The 17941-nt window shown below is 47.9% G+C and carries 17 protein-coding genes and 1 riboswitch; of the genes, 10 read left to right on the top strand and 7 right to left on the bottom strand.

Annotation, left to right across the window (positions count from 1 at the left end; all coding sequences use genetic code 11):
* Positions 1–2 precede the first annotated feature (2 nt).
* Complete coding sequence (locus Q1Q15_RS13210) at positions 3–1472, bottom strand: hypothetical protein (RefSeq protein WP_300460646.1); 1470 nt, start codon at positions 1470–1472, stop codon at positions 3–5.
* A 359-nt stretch (positions 1473–1831) separates the two neighbouring features.
* A riboswitch (TPP riboswitch) is annotated at positions 1832–1943 on the top strand.
* Between the two features lie 54 nt (positions 1944–1997).
* Here Q1Q15_RS13210 and Q1Q15_RS13215 point away from each other — a divergent pair.
* From Q1Q15_RS13215 to Q1Q15_RS13255, 9 genes are all read left to right on the top strand, one after another.
* Positions 1998–2753 (top strand): ABC transporter ATP-binding protein, encoded by a 756-nt coding sequence (locus tag Q1Q15_RS13215; RefSeq protein WP_300460649.1) that lies wholly within the window; start codon positions 1998–2000, stop codon positions 2751–2753.
* Positions 2750–3490 (top strand): ABC transporter permease, encoded by a 741-nt coding sequence (locus Q1Q15_RS13220; protein WP_300460652.1) that lies wholly within the window; start codon positions 2750–2752, stop codon positions 3488–3490. The genes Q1Q15_RS13215 and Q1Q15_RS13220 overlap by 4 nt, the downstream gene beginning before the upstream one ends.
* A 38-nt stretch (positions 3491–3528) precedes the next feature.
* Positions 3529–4464 carry an ABC transporter substrate-binding protein gene (locus Q1Q15_RS13225; RefSeq protein ID WP_300460654.1) on the top strand — a complete coding sequence of 312 codons (936 nt, stop codon included), beginning with the start codon at positions 3529–3531 and terminating at the stop codon, positions 4462–4464.
* A 35-nt stretch (positions 4465–4499) separates the two neighbouring features.
* Complete coding sequence (gene thiM, locus Q1Q15_RS13230; protein ID WP_300460657.1) at positions 4500–5297, top strand: hydroxyethylthiazole kinase; 798 nt, start codon at positions 4500–4502, stop codon at positions 5295–5297.
* Positions 5298–5308: 11 nt separating this feature from the next.
* Complete coding sequence (gene thiE, locus Q1Q15_RS13235; protein ID WP_300460660.1) at positions 5309–5950, top strand: thiamine phosphate synthase; 642 nt, start codon at positions 5309–5311, stop codon at positions 5948–5950.
* The gene (gene thiD, locus Q1Q15_RS13240) at positions 5947–6756 is read left to right on the top strand and encodes a bifunctional hydroxymethylpyrimidine kinase/phosphomethylpyrimidine kinase (RefSeq protein WP_300460662.1); all 810 of its coding nucleotides are present in this window, start codon (positions 5947–5949) and stop codon (positions 6754–6756) included. The genes thiE and thiD overlap by 4 nt, the downstream gene beginning before the upstream one ends.
* A gap of 246 nt (positions 6757–7002) precedes the next feature.
* Positions 7003–8874 (top strand): hypothetical protein, encoded by a 1872-nt coding sequence (locus Q1Q15_RS13245; RefSeq protein WP_300460664.1) that lies wholly within the window; start codon positions 7003–7005, stop codon positions 8872–8874.
* Positions 8875–8907: 33 nt separating this feature from the next.
* On the top strand, positions 8908–10410 hold the full coding sequence (locus tag Q1Q15_RS13250; protein ID WP_300460666.1) for a hypothetical protein: 1503 nt from the start codon (positions 8908–8910) through the stop codon (positions 10408–10410).
* On the top strand, positions 10400–12151 hold the full coding sequence (locus Q1Q15_RS13255) for a hypothetical protein (protein WP_300460667.1): 1752 nt from the start codon (positions 10400–10402) through the stop codon (positions 12149–12151). The genes Q1Q15_RS13250 and Q1Q15_RS13255 overlap by 11 nt, the downstream gene beginning before the upstream one ends.
* Before the next feature lie 36 nt (positions 12152–12187).
* On the opposite strand, the gene hisA is transcribed toward Q1Q15_RS13255, so the two are convergent.
* The 6 genes from hisA to Q1Q15_RS25500 all read right to left on the bottom strand — a co-directional run bounded on the left by hisA (position 12188) and on the right by Q1Q15_RS25500 (position 17149).
* Positions 12188–12955 carry a phosphoribosylformimino-5-aminoimidazole carboxamide ribotide isomerase gene (hisA, locus tag Q1Q15_RS13260; protein ID WP_300460670.1) on the bottom strand — a complete coding sequence of 256 codons (768 nt, stop codon included), beginning with the start codon at positions 12953–12955 and terminating at the stop codon, positions 12188–12190.
* Positions 12956–13092: 137 nt separating this feature from the next.
* On the bottom strand, positions 13093–13575 hold the full coding sequence (locus tag Q1Q15_RS13265; RefSeq protein ID WP_300460673.1) for a type II secretion system protein: 483 nt from the start codon (positions 13573–13575) through the stop codon (positions 13093–13095).
* A gap of 29 nt (positions 13576–13604) precedes the next feature.
* Entirely contained in the window at positions 13605–14327 is a 723-nt protein-coding gene (locus Q1Q15_RS13270; protein ID WP_300460676.1) for a hypothetical protein, read from the bottom strand.
* A gap of 323 nt (positions 14328–14650) precedes the next feature.
* A complete protein-coding gene (locus Q1Q15_RS13275) occupies positions 14651–15622 on the bottom strand; it encodes an NAD(P)/FAD-dependent oxidoreductase (protein WP_300460680.1) in 972 nt (323 codons plus the stop codon).
* A 10-nt stretch (positions 15623–15632) separates the two neighbouring features.
* The gene (gene cfa / locus Q1Q15_RS13280; RefSeq protein WP_300460683.1) at positions 15633–16754 is read right to left on the bottom strand and encodes a cyclopropane fatty acyl phospholipid synthase; all 1122 of its coding nucleotides are present in this window, start codon (positions 16752–16754) and stop codon (positions 15633–15635) included.
* Between the two features lie 191 nt (positions 16755–16945).
* Positions 16946–17149, bottom strand: coding sequence for an arginase family protein (locus Q1Q15_RS25500; protein ID WP_363320970.1), 204 nt, complete (start codon positions 17147–17149; stop codon positions 16946–16948).
* Positions 17150–17442: 293 nt separating this feature from the next.
* Here Q1Q15_RS25500 and Q1Q15_RS13285 point away from each other — a divergent pair, with 293 nt between their 5' ends.
* Positions 17443–17862, top strand: coding sequence for a hypothetical protein (locus Q1Q15_RS13285; protein ID WP_300460685.1), 420 nt, complete (start codon positions 17443–17445; stop codon positions 17860–17862).
* Positions 17863–17941 lie beyond the last annotated feature (79 nt).

A 17941-nucleotide genomic window follows, 5' to 3' on the forward strand; every position in this document is an offset into this window, starting at 1 on the left:
TATCAATTGATCTTTGTTGCCCGCATCATTTTTTTTGCCTGAAGGCAGGTATATCCATTTTCATATAAAAACGATTCCAGCTGGCTGGATATTGATGCCCCTTTTTTAAGGATTCCCTTATCATGTAACGCAACAACCCTGAAAAGGGCTCGGGATAAATAGGCGAACCCCAAAGAAGATTTTCCGGCACCTCTTTTTTCATAGATTTCTTTTAAATCATTTTTGATTTGATCTATGGGACCATCCTCTTCGGCCAGCAAAACAGTGCCATACAGACTGAATTTAAATGGCACCCCCCCTTCTTCTCCGGAAGAGACCAGCAACCGTTCAAGGCCTATAACAGCATCCAGAAGCGCATCTCGATCTGTTTGTGACACATAGCTTCTACCCCAATACCAAAAGGCCTGTTTTAAATCCGGCAGTTGTTTGATGGCTTTCCGGGCTTTTTTAATCCATAGTTTAACCGAGGTCAAATCAATGTCATTAAAATTGTATATCCTGCCATTAGGGATTATCGGCTGCCGTTGAAAAAATCCCCCACCCCTCATCGATAAGCGATTGCCAATCGTATCACTATAAATAATCCCGCCTTCCCTGAGATTTGACATCGGCGCATTTCCGGACATCAAAGCCCACTTGCAAACATCCAGCGTATCACATATGTCATTTTCAATGCGGTTTTTTGCTGAAACCGGTTTATTGGTGGTATCCTTCGGGTTTCCAATGGACTCACTCGAAATAGATCCCGCGATTTCTATCACCATGACCTTTCCATCGAACAGATACGCCTGTGAATCAACTGAATCAAATATATCACGATACTTTGAAACATGAAGCAATAGCTCCGGGGCTGAATACAGTTTCAAATAAATATTATTTGCCAGTTTGTACCCTTTGGATTTTCCAGAATGATTTACAGAAAATAATGGGCATTTGGCAATATATTGTATCTTTTGAGTAACAATTTGATCCACGATCTTATTGATCAGGTCTGATTTTTGGGTAACTGGTAAGTTCCAGAGGATAATTTTACCCTCTTTCACTGCCTGGTCATGGGCCCCCTCACTTAGACGGTTTATCACAGGCGTTTTGATAAATCTCTCAAAAACATAGGGCTTCCAATCTTCTTTACCAGGATCCGGGCCTGTCAAGCTTATTTTGAAAGCCCCTTTTTCCCACATATACGCATAAAAATCGTTTATGCCCTGTGTGTCTCCCGGCGCCATCAATTCTTTCCGATCAATCCGATCATAACACGGAAAATCAATATTCAAAACGGGGCGTTCCGTGGCATCGCTTTCACAAGTGCCAACCATTATTTTTCCGGCCATGGGGACCTGGATTTGATTGTTTTTTAAGCTATCAAGGTAACAACTGATGGTTTTTCCCATAATCAGTTTAAGCTTATCTCTATTAACTTTTTGAACCTTTATATCCGGTACGATTCGCGTTACGTCCTGTTTTTCTTTCATGATTTAATATCTATTATTCGGGTTTCATCTGTTGTTTTTCAATGTCCAGGCCTGATGTTCGACATTCCGTTTCACCACGCCCCATCGGTTAAGAACTCAACTTTCGGTGTTAGCCGTTTACATGGGGTCAGGCTTTCTTTATGGCACTTTTTGCCTGTCTGGTCATGAGATAATGATAAAAAGCACAATAAAAAAAGCCTGACCCCATCCATATAAAGCGAATGACCGAAAGTTGAATTAAGAAATTATAAACTTTTTTTATTACAGGGTTGATCCCATAAATGTCAAGAAAAATGTTTAAGGATTGACAAAATAATGGCTGCCGTGATACGTTCCGTCGATAACCAGTGCAAAATGCAGTGGTGGGCTGGGGGAGTCGATAAAAATCGGCTGAGAGGAAACTGATATGTGTTTCGACCCCTGGAACCTGCTCCAGGTAATTCTGGCGAAGGAAAGTCAATTTTCGTTTTCTTCCCTTGGATACTATATCCGATCTTACCTCATTTTTTGCCGGCAAATTAACAAATGAATAACCCTGGTGAACGGCATATGCTTCAGATAACCGGCGCAGCAAAATCATACAACGGCCAGACGGTATTTTCCGGGTTGAACCTGGCTGTTGAACGGGAACAGTTCACGGTCCTTGTGGGTCCGTCCGGGTGTGGAAAAAGCACCCTGTTTGACGGCCTCACCGGTGCCATCGGCCTGGACCGGGGCCGGATATCCTGGAACCATGAAATATTAACCCATCTGGGCCACCATGCGGCCTATATGCAGCAAAAGGACCTGCTCCTTCCCTGGTTTTCCCTGATGGAAAATGCCCTGTTGCCGGCAAAAACCGGCAAACAGGACATGGTCCAGATGGAGCCGGTTGCCCAAAAATTGTTTGTCCGCCTGGGTCTGAACGGGTACGAATCCCATTACCCCCATGAGATATCCGGGGGGATGCGCCAGCGATGTGCCCTGGTCCGAACCCTGATGTTCAACCGGGACCTGATCCTGCTGGATGAACCCCTGTCGGCCCTGGACGCCATTACCCGGCGCAGCCTGCAATCCCTTTTGCTGCTGCTCCAGACAGCGTTTAAAAAAACCCTGCTCATGATCACCCATGATATTGAAGAAGCACTGCTCCTGGGCGATGAGGTCTATCTGTTCAGCTCCCAACCCATGCGAATAAAAGAGCGGTTTGTCTTGGACCAGCCAAAGCCCCGGCTGTTCAGTGATCCCGGTTTACTAAAGATAAAAAGACACATGCTGGAACAGCTGGAAGGGGCCCTGTGAAGCTCATTGATTTCATTCCAGCTGTCCTGGTGGCCATCATTCTGGGGCTATGGGAGGGGGCCACCCGCTTCATGGAGATCCCGATTTTTATTTTACCGCCCCCCTCCAGCATATTTACCACGGCTGTGGTGAAAGCACCCCTGATTCTGCCCCATGCCGCCACCACTTTTTCTGAAATTATCCTGGGGATTTTCATGGCCCTTGGCACTGCAGTGCCCCTGGCCATTATCATGTTTGCAAAACCCGCCCTGGAAAAAACACTGGCCCCTTTTCTGGTGGCTTCCCAGGCCATTCCCGTATTTGCCATTGCCCCGCTGCTGGTGGTGTGGTTGGGATATGGCATTGCCTCCAAGGTATTCATGGCATGGATCATCATATTTTTTCCCATTACCATCAGCCTTCTGTCAGGGCTTAAAAGCTGTGATCCTGAATTTCGGGTCCTGTTCCGGCTCATGGGGGCCTCGTTTTATGACACCTTGAGATGGCTTTACTGGCCCTGGGCACTGCCCCAGTTTTTTGCAGGGTTAAAGGTGGGGGTGACCGTGGCCACCATCGGTGCAGTCATCGGCGAATGGGTGGGGGCCCAGCAGGGACTTGGGTATCTCATGATCCAATCCAATGCCCGCCTCCAGGTGGACCTGGTATTTGCCGCCATTCTCTGGCTCACTGCCATGGGACTGGGCCTGTGGATTTTGGTGGGGGTGGTGGAAAACCGAATCATAAAATGGAAAGTTTGACTAAAAACCCAACACTTTAATTTATTAAGGAAAAAAACATGCGAACCCGAATTATTACCGTTATCCTGGCCATATCCTTCCTGTTCTGTCCAAGCCTCTGGGCCGGCCAGAAACTGACCCTTATGTTGGACTGGTTCCCCAATGTGGATCATCTGCCCATCTATGTGGCCCGGGAAATGGGCTATTTTGCCGACAACCAGATTGAAGTGGAGATTATCAGCCCTTCTGAAACCTCGGACGCTTTAAAGTTAGCGGCTTCAGGACACATGGACCTGGCCGTGTCCTACCAGCCCCAGACCATTATTGCGGCCGCCCAGGGCCTTCCCGTCAAGGCACTGGCCCCCCTGGTGGTCCATCCCCTGACCACCCTGCTCTTTCTTGAAGACAAGGGCATCCGTCAGCCGGCCGACCTTTCCGGTAAAAAAATCGGGTATACCGTGCCCGGTCTCATGGATGTGCTGTTAAAGGCCTTTGCCGACATCAACCAGATCAAAGACTATACCCCGGTCAATGTGGGATTCACCATCCTGCCCGCCCTGGTCTCCAACCAGGTGGCTGCGGTCATGGGGCCCTTTAAAACCTATGAAACCGTTGGCATGGCCCAGCACGGGTATACTGCTCAATTTTTTGAACTGGAAAAATACGGAATTCCGGATTATGAAGAATTGATTTTTGTCTGCGGCCCCCAGGCGTTAAAAAACAAACCAGCGGCAATCCGGGGATTTGTAACGGCCATTGAAAAAGCCCTGAGTTATACCCGGGTCAACCCGGACAAAGCCCTGGCCCTTTACCTGGCTGCCGTACCCCAGGCCGACAAAAAAATTGAAACCCAGGCATTTGAACTGACCCGGCCCTATTTTGCGGATACCCGGGACCATGACCCGGTAAAATGGCAAACCTTTGCTGATTTTGCCCTTGAGAACAAACTGATCGACACCCCAGTGGATGTAAACACGATTATTCACACCTGGTAATGCCCACTGTTAACTCAACTTAAAGGAGACCTTTAATGCCCATTACACCCGCCAGTATCTGGAAAGATATTGACGCTATCCGACACAACAGCCCCCTGGTCCACAATATCACCAATTATGTGGTAATGAACACCACCGCCAATGCCCTGCTGGCCCTGGGTGCATCCCCGGTCATGGCCCATGCGGAACCGGAAGTTGCAGACATGGTCGACATTGCCTCAGCCCTGGTCATCAACATCGGCACCTTGAGCGATCCCTGGATCAGCGCCATGTTCAAGGCGGCAGCCCGGGCAAAAGAACGCGGCATCCCCATTGTCCTGGACCCGGTGGGTGTGGGGGCCACCGAATACAGGACCCGCACGGCCCGGGAACTCATCCATGCCGCATCCCCCTCCATCATCCGGGGGAACGGGTCAGAGATCATGGCCCTGTGCGAAGCGGATGTGACCACCAAAGGAGTTGACTCGACCTCTGCATCGGTCCTGGCCATTGATTCTGCAACGGCCTTGAGCCGGGAATGGAACTGCGTGGTCTGCATTACAGGAGAAATGGATTATATCGTGTCAGCAAACCCTATAATCACTGTAAAAAACGGCCATGCCATGATGCCCCGGGTCACAGGGCTCGGCTGCACGGCAACGGCCCTGTGCGGGGCCTTTGCCGCAGTAAATCCTGCCCATGACCGGGCAGCCGCCCATGCCATGGCCGTCATGGGCATTGCCGGTGAGATGGCCGCTGAAACCGCCAGGGGACCTGCCAGCCTCCAGTGTAACTTTATTGACACCCTGTATCAATTGTCTGAAACCCATATTAAAGACTATTTTAAGGATTAGGAGGGCAAGATATGAAGGGGATTTACCTGGTCACAGACCAGATGGCGTGTACACATCATTCCCTTGAAACCATTGTATTAATGGCCATACAGGCAGGCGTTTCCTGCGTTCAGCTCCGAGAAAAAACCGCAGATACGCGCACCTTTATCCAACGTGCCCTGGCACTGAAAGCCATCCTCAAGCCGGCCCGGGTACCCCTGATCATCAACGACCGGGTGGATATTGCCCTGGCTGCCGGCGCAGACGGGGTGCACATCGGTCAGAGCGATATGCCCTATCCCATGGCCCGGCGGATACTGGGCCCGGATGCCCTCATCGGCCTGTCCGTGGAAACCTGGGCAGATGTGGTAGCGGCCCAGGATCTGGACCTGGACTATATCGGGGTCAGCCCGGTCTTTTCCACGCCCACCAAAACCGATACCAAAGATCCCTGGGGGCTGGCCGGCCTGGCCCGGATAAACGACTATTCACGGCATCCATTGGTGGCCATTGGCGGCCTGAATGCTGACAACACCGTTCCGGTGGTAACCGCAGGCGCGGATGCCCTGGCCGTGGTGTCTGCCATTTGCTCGGCCCGGGATCCGTTTGAAGCAGCCCAGACCCTTTGCACCCATTTTAACCATACCAGAACTTCACAGGGGACCCCATCATGAAACCCTATTTCAGAGCATTAACCATAGCCGGTTCTGACAGCGGCGGCGGCGCCGGTATCCAGGCAGATCTGAAAACCTTTTCCGCACTGGGGTGTTTTGGCATGTCGGCCATCACCGCACTCACAGCCCAGAACACCCGGGTGGTCACCGGCATTTTCCCGGCCCCGCCGGAATTTATCGGCCGGCAGATCGATGCCGTCATGGATGATATCGGCGTGGATGCCGTAAAAATCGGCATGCTCCATTCCCCTGAGGTCATCGAGGTTGTGGCCCAAAAACTGGCCGACTGGCACTGCCCCAATATTGTGGTTGATCCGGTCATGATCTCTAAAAGCGGTGACAAACTGCTTCGGGATGATGCGGTCCAGGCCCTGAAAGAGCGTCTGCTGCCCCTGGCCACCATTATCACCCCCAATCTTCCCGAAGCGTCGGTGCTGCTGGGCCGGCCCGTTGAAACTATTGAAGAAATGCCGGGAGCTGCCAGGGATCTGGCCGCCTTTGGATCTGCCAGTGTCCTTGTAAAAGGCGGCCACCTGACTGGCGGCTCCAGCTGCGACCTGTTGTATCAAAAAACCCCCGACACCCTGACGGAACTTTTTGGGGACCGTATCAACACACCCAATTCCCATGGCACCGGCTGTACACTGTCCTCGGCCATTGCAGCAAATCTGGCCAAAGGGATTTCCCTGGCGGTTGCCGTGAAAAATGCCAAAGCCTATATTATCGGTGCTCTCTCGGCCGGCGCTGCCTATCAGACCGGGAAAGGCCACGGCCCGGTCCACCATTTTTATGATCTATGGCCATAAGTACGGCCCCGGCTTGTGTTATTGTGCTTTTGGCCACAATTCGAATATCGGGAACAGAAGCCGACCAAAGTGTCAATAACGCAAGCCTGACCCATTCTCCTGGAATTATTAATTTTACAATAAGAATTGCTGAAAAGAAACCATTGAAATTACAGGGGCTTCTATGATATATTACCAGCCTTAATTTAAAATCAATTGCTCACCACCAGCACCCCCCCCAAGGGGACACAAGAGGAGAAAAAATGAATGGGGCGTTTTGAGGAATTTGAACTTGCCATCAAAAAAATCCGTGATTTTCCAGTGACCTATGAAACCATCATTTCCGAAGAGTGCAGTTTCTTCCAGGATGTGCGGCGCTATCAAAGCATCACCTCCCACCTGGATGTCAAGGTCATTGCGGTTGACGGCATTATCACCCTGGAACCCGACATGTGCCATGTCCCTATGTCAAAACTGACGTCAGCTGAAAAAAAGGAGTTCATTGACTACCTCAAAATCAGAGTCAGCCGGGGAGACAATGTTGGATCTTCCTGGGCCTTTTTCAGGCCCCGGGACAAAAAAAAAGTCATTATTGCCTATGGTGCCAACATTGTTCACAGGGATTCCACAACAGGTCTGGAAAGGGCCAGAAGACTTTTAGCCACCCTCCAGGGAAACAACATACGGATTCACAGCCTGAAACGGATGATATCAGCCCTGGCAGTGCTGTGTCTCCTGGCTGCAGCCACGTTCAGCAGCTATAAATACCTGTATCTGGAAAACCGGTTTCCCTTTAAAAGCCATGCGTTGTCCCAGAACTCACCCGAGATGGACTTTTACAAGGCCGTGTTTCCCCAGGTATACCAATGGAAGACAGACGAACGGCCCTTTACCAGGAAAATTGCGGATACCCTGTTACGGCCTGAGTATGTCACGGGCCTTCTGGCATCCATGGACCAGGACTTTTACAGGGAAAAGGATGCAGAGGATCACAACCTGAGCTACCGGCTTGCCCTGTTTGTGTATTTCAATTACAACACCGAAGTTGCCCAGGCCATGAAACGCTACCAGATCAAACTGAACGGCACTGAATTTTTTCGTCTGGCCAACATCTATTCAACAAAACTATCCGGATATTCAAGCAATATTTTCTATTTCAAGGTGGGCGACCTTGATCTCAAACACACTGAAATTTCTAATTTCCTGACACAAAACATGATCACATACCGGGACTATACCAAACTGCGGGATGTGGATGAATTTTCCGAACTTCTGGAAAAAGATGGCATTAATTACAAGATGAAAAACTTTCTTGAGGATGTGTACACCTTTACCCCCCTGAGGATAAAGACCCCCCTGGAAGGCATTGACTGGTACCTGTTAACACAGACGGACAATTCAGGGAATCTGGATTTTGCCGCTTTTTTCCAGCGGGATAAAGCAACCCTGGTGCCCAGACTCCTGGGAGATCTTTTGCTGAACACCCGGAAACCTAAACATATTTCCTGGTTCGGCATCAGCGAATCCCAGGCCACCCAACTAAAGCTGTCTGACAAGGCCCTGACCTATTTCACAAAATCCATGGGGCAGGCCCTTAAACTGGATGTGGTCAACGCTAAAATTTCTGAGCTTAAGCTGAAACCCATCGACCATTTTCTGCCCGTCACCGTTCACAGGGAACTGCTCATGGGGGATTCAAAAGGCAAATACGGCATCCAGAGCGATGATCCCATCAGGAGCATGGTGCTCTCCAACCTGATTTCCAAATCCTCATTTGAACGGGACAATAAGGTCTCGCTGAAGCGGGATCCCATTCAGGTGAATACCACCTTGGTACAGCTCTCCAAGGATGACAGTTTTTCCACCCAGTCCATCACCATCACCCCAGGCAAAACCGGCATTATCAAATTGTTCAAACCCGTGGAGAGTTTTAAGGGCAGATTCAGAGATGGGCAGTCTGAAATTTTTGAAAAAGCAACGGTTAATCTCTTTAATCCATTTTCCTTCATGGTGTTCAAGGACAGCATCACTTTCAGTTTCAAACATGAAATTACGGACATGGAACTTGACCTGGGGGGCAATCGTATGAAAATCATTAAATCCGATGACGGAAACCACCAGATTATAGTGATCCAATAAGGCAAACGGAATCAAGGAGTATAAACTTAACGCATGAATGCCAATAAAAATCGTTTGATAAAACTTCACCAGGATATTGAATCCATTGTTGACAAACTCAGCACTGTACCGGAAAGACACCGGAACAGGGCCCAGGAATTCATTGACCTGTGCCGGGATTGTCTGCATACGTTACCCGCAGTCGATACCCCCGTCTATATCCATATCACGGGTACGGACAAGTCCTTTAAAACCAGCTTTCTGCTGGATCTTTTCGACAATGATGACCTCAGGAACCTGTTTTCCGTCAAGGTCCGCACCACCACTGAAAACACAGCGGTTCCCTGCCTGGTGGAACCCTGTTCCCAGGTGGACGTCGTCACCATCAGCCAGGTCTCCATCACCACGGGCAAAATCATGAGAAGCCAGTTGACCCAGCAACAGTTCAACCGGCTCTATGACCTGTCCAACGGTGCTGTGCCCGAAGACTATCTGCTCCAGATAAAAGTCCCTGCCCTGGCAACCCCCATGACCATTCCGGTCATCGAATATCCGGGTATCAAGGAAGGGGCTGATGCCACGGATCGGCAGCAGAGACTTCACCGGCTTTTCCAGGAGAACATGCTGGCCACCCTGGTGAAATACCCGGGCATTCTCGTGGCCTGTTTCCAGCACAAGGTCGCTATTCCGCCGGGCCATCCCCTGGATGCCATCCTGAAAAAATACGGGAAAATTCTCAAGACCGACTTTTCCCACCACAAACTTCCCCTGGTGCTCTCCCTTCAAGGAGAAAGTGCCATTGCCAGTTATTGCGGTAACACCAATGTGGAACAGGATATCCAAAGCGATTTCCAAAGTTATAAGTCGTTTGATACGTTGATCCAACTGATTAACCCCTGCAACATGGATTATCCGGTCAGTTTTGTTCAACCCGGCCCCCATGTGGACGACTGGATACGCAACCTGTCCCGATACCGCAACCTCCAGGAAGTCAAGGATCAGGTGCTCCTGGACGGCGGCATCTCCTGGTCCCGGCGCATGCTGAAAGACGTGTGCACCACTTCCTATATCCAGGAAGCCCTGGACAACCTGTTCTTAAGACCCTGGATCATGGAGGCAAGGGCTGTCCATGCCAAGGCCATGGACTGCTATCATGACATCACAAACTATGATGAAGTGGTGGAAATAAAGGAACGGATGCGCCAGTCCATCCTCAAGGAATCCTACCAACCCCTGCGGCAGTTTTTTGATGCGGAACTCGGCTATGCCCCTGAAGGTATCATCCAAAATCACCCGGAGTTCTGGATCGGTATTTTTTCTCTTTACCTGGAGCAGTTTTTAAGGGATGGGGACCGCAGCAAGACCATTGCCACGGTGATGTGGAATACCCTGTTCCAGCGCCTTGACCCGGAAAAAAAGGGGTTCCTTGGCACCCGGGAAAAGGATCTTCCCTATATTATCATGAACATGGCCGAATTTTATGTCCCCAATGCGTTGTTGAGAGGGGATTATACACTTATGGAAAGGGGTCTGGAGGACACCAACAATGATGTTTAATCTGTTTAAACGAAAGAAACAATCCATTGACGAGTTCAACCTTGAACTGGAAGATGATAACAAGCTCTATTATGAAACCATTGCCGGAAGGACTCCCCGGGATGCCCACAACCAGGAAGAATACATTCTATTTATAGACTTTGGTTCCTACCGCACCTCGGTGCTGTGCTGGCCCTGCAGCTTTGGCCGGGACAAAATCACCGATTCCTGGCAATACGTGATCAACTGCAACAACGGCGATCAGGGAGGCTTTCCATCGGCATTCATCAATCCGCCGTCCGGGGATGAAAGGGACTTTGCCTTTGTTTCCGATGTGAGCGAAGAACACGTCAGCTCCAGCCAGATCGTTAAAAGCGCCAAATACGTGTTTGCCAGCAAATTTGCTGCTTACAAAGGGAACGTTCCCCAGTTCCAACTCTATATCAAAAAGGTCCTGGAAGAGAGCTTCAAATACATTACCGAACCAAAGGAAGGCAGACCCTGGAACGGACCTGCCATCCCCACCATCACTGAAATAAGGGTCACGGTGCCGGATCTGTTCATTGAAAATCTCAGGACCGGATACCGGGAAAACATCTTTTCCGTATGCACGGACCTTGCCAATCACAACAAGTGGGGCCAGTTGTTTCCATCCAACCTGAGACATCTTCGAAAAACCTTTGTTAACATCTCTTCCGATGAAAATGGCGCATGTGAGCTCTATTTTCTCAACCTTGTCAAACTGATGCCCTTCTGGGAACTGTCAAGTAACAAGGATCGGATTCCAGCGCTGAAGGAGGTGGATTTCCTCTTTTCCCACAACCGGCTCAGGAACCTGGACAAAAAACACCTGAACTTTGTGGTGTGCCACATTGATATTGGCGGCCTGACCACGGATGCCAGCATTCTGCTGATCAACACGTATCAGGATTCAGACCTGGGGATCACCACGGCCCTGAAACGAAAAGAATCGTTTTCAGAAAAAAAGGCCGGTGAATATTTTGCCGAACTCTATGCCCAGACCCGGCTCCCTGAAGAGGATCCCCAGTGGTGGAAATCTGAACGGTTCATTGACAAGGAATTTTCACGATTCCTGGAGCTTTTGTTGGGTAATCAGGCCGCCCTGCTGACAGAATGGCGAAAAGAAAAAAAGCTGGACGGCGTTTATTTCCTCATTTCAGGCAGGCCCACCAAAGCCAAACTGCTGAGACAATCCATCCAGCGCCACATCCTCAAGGAATTCAACCGACAGGAACTTATCCTGCTGCCGGAACACTGCCTGTTCATGGCAGACTATTACCATGTGGGTAAAAATGAACAAGGGGAGCGGTATGCAAAACGAATAAACCATTTTGAAAAACTCATCACCCTTCTTGGCAATGTATACACCCTGTACGATGGGTATGAAATTGATTTTGAAGATCATAAATACTATATTTCCCTGGATGTTGACACCCGGTGCACCAGCCAGATGGAGGTGATGCCGGGCAAGCTTTACAACATGGAGGAATTTAAAAATTACCAGAAAGCGGCCCAGAGAAACAACGTCAACCACCTGGCCTTTACCCGGATTCCCGCAGGGGAAAACGGCACACGGTTTCTCACGGTAAAAAAGATTGCCCGACAAACGGCTTATCCTATTATCAAGGTGGCTGAAACAAATGACCTTGACGACCAGGCCTGGATCATGCCCTCCCTGCTCATCACCAACCTTGAACAAAACGAGCAGGCCTTTGACCTTGCCTGGGCCTCCCACGTATAACCCTTGGGTTTAGTCGCTGACGGCAGGATACTGCCGTCAGCTATTATTTTGTCTATGCCATTTCACAACATCCCGGTAAGGGATAGTGCCGCCAAAAATATCAAGGGCGCTGCCGATGGTCAGATCAACCCTGTTTTGGCCCAGTCGCTTCACCAGATCAAGGTCTGAAAAATCACCGGCACCTCCGGCATAGGTGACTGGAATGGGGCAATGCTCGCCCAGCAGCGCCACCAGATCCGTCTGGATACCCTGCATCCGTCCTTCCACATCAACCCCGTGAACCAGGAATTCATCACAATAAGATGCCAGATGAACAAGGGTCTCTTTGTTTACCGCAACATCGGTATATTTTTGCCATCTGTCGGTAACAATCCAGAAGCGGTCATCCTTTTTTCTACAGCTCAGGTCCAGAACAAGATTGTCTTTGCCAACACGATGGACAAGGCTTTGCAATTTTGGAAGATCTATTCGCCCATTGGAAAACACATAAGAGGTCACAATCACATGACTGGCACCGGCATCCAGATATCTTTCAGCGTTTGAAGGCGTAATGCCGCCGCCGATCTGCAGGCCCCCGGGATAAGCGGTCAAAGCCGACAGGGCCGCATCGGTATTTCCAGGTCCCAAGGAGATGACATGCCCCCCTGTCAGCCCGTCTTTACGATACATGTCAGCAAATTCAGAAGGGGCTCGCCCGGTTTGAAAATTGGTAACGGGCAGAACCTTGTCCAGATCTTTCAAAGTACCACCGATAATTTGTACCACTTTGCCTTCCCGCAGATCAATACACGGTCTAAATTTCATTGTTTATTTTTTTCACCCCTATAGCACTGTGTGTTTATAATTCATCCGTTCTAACAAATCAGCGTTTTTTTGCAAGGTCTATCTTGTCCCGGAACAGACGAAATCAGTGACCTGTCAGTCAAGCAATGTACAGAATATTATAAAAGACCGGCAATATCTGTGCTTTCATCAACCAGAATAGAATATTCTTTTTTGCCACTCAAGGTAAGGGGGTCCGCTGTGCCATCCGTGTGATAAACAGTGGCTAAAACAATGGTTACATCTCCGCTGGCGTTCTGGTGCGTGTCACCTGTAATTAATGCTGCCACACCTGGAGATAAAACAAATACCGGATTTCTTGGGTTTCCCACGGTATCGACATCACCTACGGCACCGCCAGTATTGATTTTGGTAAAATCCACATCTTCGTCACCCAATGTTGCAATAATAATACTGTCCACAAGGTTACGGGCATCCATGAGCGCGGTTTTGTCCAACGCTTTTTTCTTTAAAGGGATAAAGTTAACCATGGCGATGGACGCGATAATACCGACCATTGAAATGACTATCATTAATTCTAAAAAAGTAAACCCTTTCATGTTTTTTAAAGGCATGTTGATAGTGTTTCCGGACGTTATCATTTTTATGCTCCTTTGGATCTTGATGGCGACTATTTTTGATCGCCGATATTCTGGCTATATTGATATTCAATCCAACTTTTGTTTTCGTATATGGCCAGGTTCTTTTCAATCGGGTATTGGTTATTGCTAAACCCGATTATGCCGTCACTGCCTTTCCAAATGTATAAATTGTTACCCTTCAGGGAAAGCAGGAATTTTTCATCACTATTCAGCTCTTTTTTCACAATGGCAAATTCCGGTTTATCCTCTGAACGTTTTGTACGATCATTTGATTTGAGTTTGCCGGTTTTTTTTATCGCATCAGGTATAAAAGCGTTGGCAACCGGAGGTGCTATTGCCATATTCTTTTTATACGGTTTGCTTGTGGGACGCTTTAAAGTGGGCTGTTTTGCTTCTGGTTTTGATTTTTTGGCTGAGACAATTTTTTCAGCTGGTGATGCTGTTTCCGGCCTTCCTGTTTTTAACCTCAAATCCGGACCCATAGACGAAAAGGTTTGGCTTCCCTTTATATTTCTTTTAATGAGATAAGTTCCTCGGCCTTTCGTGTAACGCCAATTCAAAGAGGAAACAAAAGATTGATCAGGGATGAATTCAGGATATAGCATGCTAAGATCCTTTGGGTATTGTCCTTTTATTTGATGATATTTATTAATTGCCGACGCCATGATCAGCAAACCGGCACTATTGCTTTTCTGTGCTGCTTTTGTTACCTGCCGGAATTTTTTTTCGTGGTGATCGATCAGGGCTTTCACCTGCTTCTCCCTTTGAAACAGGTGAAACCCGCCAGCCAAAATGGCAATGAGAACCGAAACTCCAACAATTTTTTTAGCGTTCATAAAGCCTCCGTTTCTTGATAATCATACGAATAAGCAAAAACCATACCAAGCTTTTAAAAACCTTATTTTAAAAGCGTTACACGTTTGTACATTAACAAGAACAGGAAAAATTTATAAAAAAAATGTATAATGGGTGACAATTTTTGTTGTAAGTTAATTCAGGGCATTTAAAGTATAACACCCTTGGATTCCTTTTTTCTATACGCGGATCAATCCGACTTAAAAAAAGCAACAACACATCATCGTTTAGAGAAATTTCTGTCCTTCTGTTTAAGAACAATTCCCGGCAGGCTGAATTTTAACAGCGCGTCTGCCCGGAATTCTTTTCTTTCAACAATGGCCTTTGCAGCCAGAATCCCACTGGCAATGGCTGCATGGATTCCCTCTCCCATATCAAGGGTTGACAACCCTGCGGCATCCCCGACAACAAAGGCATTCTCTTTTTGATACCGGATCATCCGGTGCCGAAGGTAATAGGTATGACCTTGGGGGTATTCAGGGATACGGTCGATCAACGAACGGCTTAACAGGTTTTGCGTAAAATACCGCCAATGGTCCATGATGGTGGTGCCCTGTTTTTTTATCTTCAAAAACTTTCCGCCGATCCCAATATTCAACCAGCCATTGCCCTTGGGAAGATACCAGGAATATCCTGGAAGCTTTCTGTCAAAAAACCAGATATGGCACCGGCTGTCCAGGTAGTCACATTGATACTCTTTTTCAACGGCTGCAATCATCGCATTCAGGGGTTTTTTTTCGTCTTTGCCGAAGCAGGTGGCAAACACGGGACAATGGGTACCGCCGGCCCCCACAAGGTACCGGCTCCGGTATTGATTATCAATGACATACCAGCCGTTCTCCCGGGTAATCTTTTTCACCGTGTGGGTGCGCACCGGCACATTGGCCCGTTTCACCATCCACTGGTCAAATTCAACTCTTCGTATGGCATACTGACGTGTTGGAACCGGAATGCGGATCCCGAACAGGTGAAACTGAATCCGGTCTATCTCCTTCAACAAAAACGGATACGCCTGTTTTTTAACCTCAAGGGCAGTCAGTACACGGGGTGTTATCCAGCCGGCACAGATCTTGGACCGGGGAAAGGTTTTCCGGTCCAGGATAAGACAGTCTTCTCCTGCCTGTTTCAACTTCCAGGCGCAGGCAGAGCCGGCTGGACCACCGCCGACAATGATTATTTTTGAATCGATCATGGGCCCCTTGTCAGGTTATCCGGCAATCCGGGCGGGTTCTGCCGGATTTAGTCATTACCATCTGCCACACCTGCATGCTCCGGGAACGGAACCCGCCGGCACAGCTTAGCAGGTAATACTCCCACATCCTGTAAAACCGTTCACTATAATTATGTTTCAACCCGGGCCAGGCCTGTTTAAAATTCTTATACCATGCCATCAGGGTTTTATCGTAATCCTGGCCGAAATTGTGCCAGTCTTCCACCACAAACAACCCTTCCATGGCCTTTCCCAATTGGGCAATGGACGGCAGGGATGAATTGGGAAAAATATACTTGAGGGTCCAGTTATTACAGATTTTACGACTGGTATTACCGCCGATGGTATGTACAAATGCAATCCCATCGTCTTTGAGCAGGCGATGGGTCAGTTCCATATAGGCCCTATAGTTCTTGTGCCCGACATGCTCCATCATCCCGATGGACACCACCCGGTCATATTCCCCTGATGCATTCCGGTAATCATCATACCGGATGTCCACAGGCAGGCCGCTGCATAATTTTGCTGCGAACGTCGCCTGCTCCTTTGATACGGTAAATCCGGTGACGTGAGCATCATATTTCCGGGCGGCATACCTGGCAAAACCACCAAATCCACATCCCAGTTCCAGGATCTTCATCCCGGGCCGCAATCCGATTTTTCTGCAGATCAATTCCAACTTGGCTTTCTGGGCCGATTCCAGGTTGTCTGCCGCCTCCCAGTAACCACAGGTATACTGCATTCGTTTATCCAACATGGCCAGGTAAAGGTCATTACCGATATCATAATGTTTCCGGCCGACCAGGAATGACCGGTGGGGGGTCTGCAAATTTAAGGCCCGGGCTTTAAAAAGCTGCCATGCGGTTGCGCTGTCCTGCTTTACTTTGCTTAAAAGATCCGCTCTAAGAATTCTGTCAATAAACGTGTCAATGGCCTTACATTCCCACCATTGATCCATGTAGGATTCGCCAAGACCCAATGCGGTATCACTCAATACCCTTCCGTACAACTCATCATTTTTAACCTGGATATCATAGGGATGGGTCCCGTTAACGGTAATTCCTGCCAACCCCACCAACCACTGAAAACTTTGTTTTAACTTATCATTATTCATATTTTCCACCTTTTTATTAAAATATGGATTATAAAAATAACATATACAAAGATTGCCTACCCTTAATATGTATAGTTTAGATCGGAAGATAATTTTTGTCAAAATAAGTATAAAAAAAATTGAGTCCGGCGGGAGCTCCTCCCAGCGTAATCACTTGTGACTTTCTCTTCAAAAGCCTGTTGATTTCGGTTTCAATTTATGCAAATGCCTTTTTTATCCAATAATTCTATATCAGGCCTGTTATGCCATCCTGATAATGCTCCCAAGTCGACTGCATTCTCAGTCCACATGTTTGATGACTCGCTAAACAAAGCTTCTCTAATTTTGACAGGAGCTAGCGCTGACCCCCCCATGAAGGATGAATTACTGTCAAACGGAGCGCCCAAGATAATCATATCATTTTCGTTCAACGCTGAGTAAAAAAATATCCCCTATTTTCTGGATACAATAACAATTATTGTAAAAATCGTTAACATTTTTTGTTAAATCGTTAATCAACCTGGTCAAATGGCTAAGTTCAACAATGATGTATGCCCCTATTGCTAAGGCAAAAGGACAGGTTATGAAATATGGCTTGGTTTTTGCATGGGTTGTGCTTTGGTCGATTAAAATTCTATGAAGAATTGGTCTGAAAGTATTCAAAATAAAGGTGCTATTCTAACACGATAATTATCAAAAAGGAGATTTAATGATGAAACGCATCCATGAGATTTTGGCATTCTTACTAATCACTGCATTTATTGTATATGGCTGTGGCTCTGATGGAGACAGTAAGGCCGAGTCAATTATAAAGGACCAAGTCGATGTTACTGAAAATTATGTAAACGACATTTCGAGTGCTGAGAGTCCTCAAGATGTGGTTGAGGCCATTGAACGCTATACTGATGGTATGAAAGAATTAATCCCTGAACTTAAAGAATTCCAAAAACAATACCCAGGATATCAACAGGGAAAAGTTCCTGAAGGTATGGAAATCGACTTAAAAAGACTTGAGGAAATTTCAGCCAAAATTCCTGGGGCTATGATGAAAATCACATCATATATGATGGATGGGAAAGTGCAATCGGCCATGCAGAAGATGGGTGAAGAAATGAGTAAATTGCAATAAAAATGAAATTTATCCCATAGTGAGGGTAAAGCCGAATTAATATACTAAATTGGTAAGTAAATTGGATTAGCGGTCAAGT

The organism is Desulfobacula sp., assembly GCF_030145145.1.
Lineage (GTDB): Bacteria > Desulfobacterota > Desulfobacteria > Desulfobacterales > Desulfobacteraceae > Desulfobacula.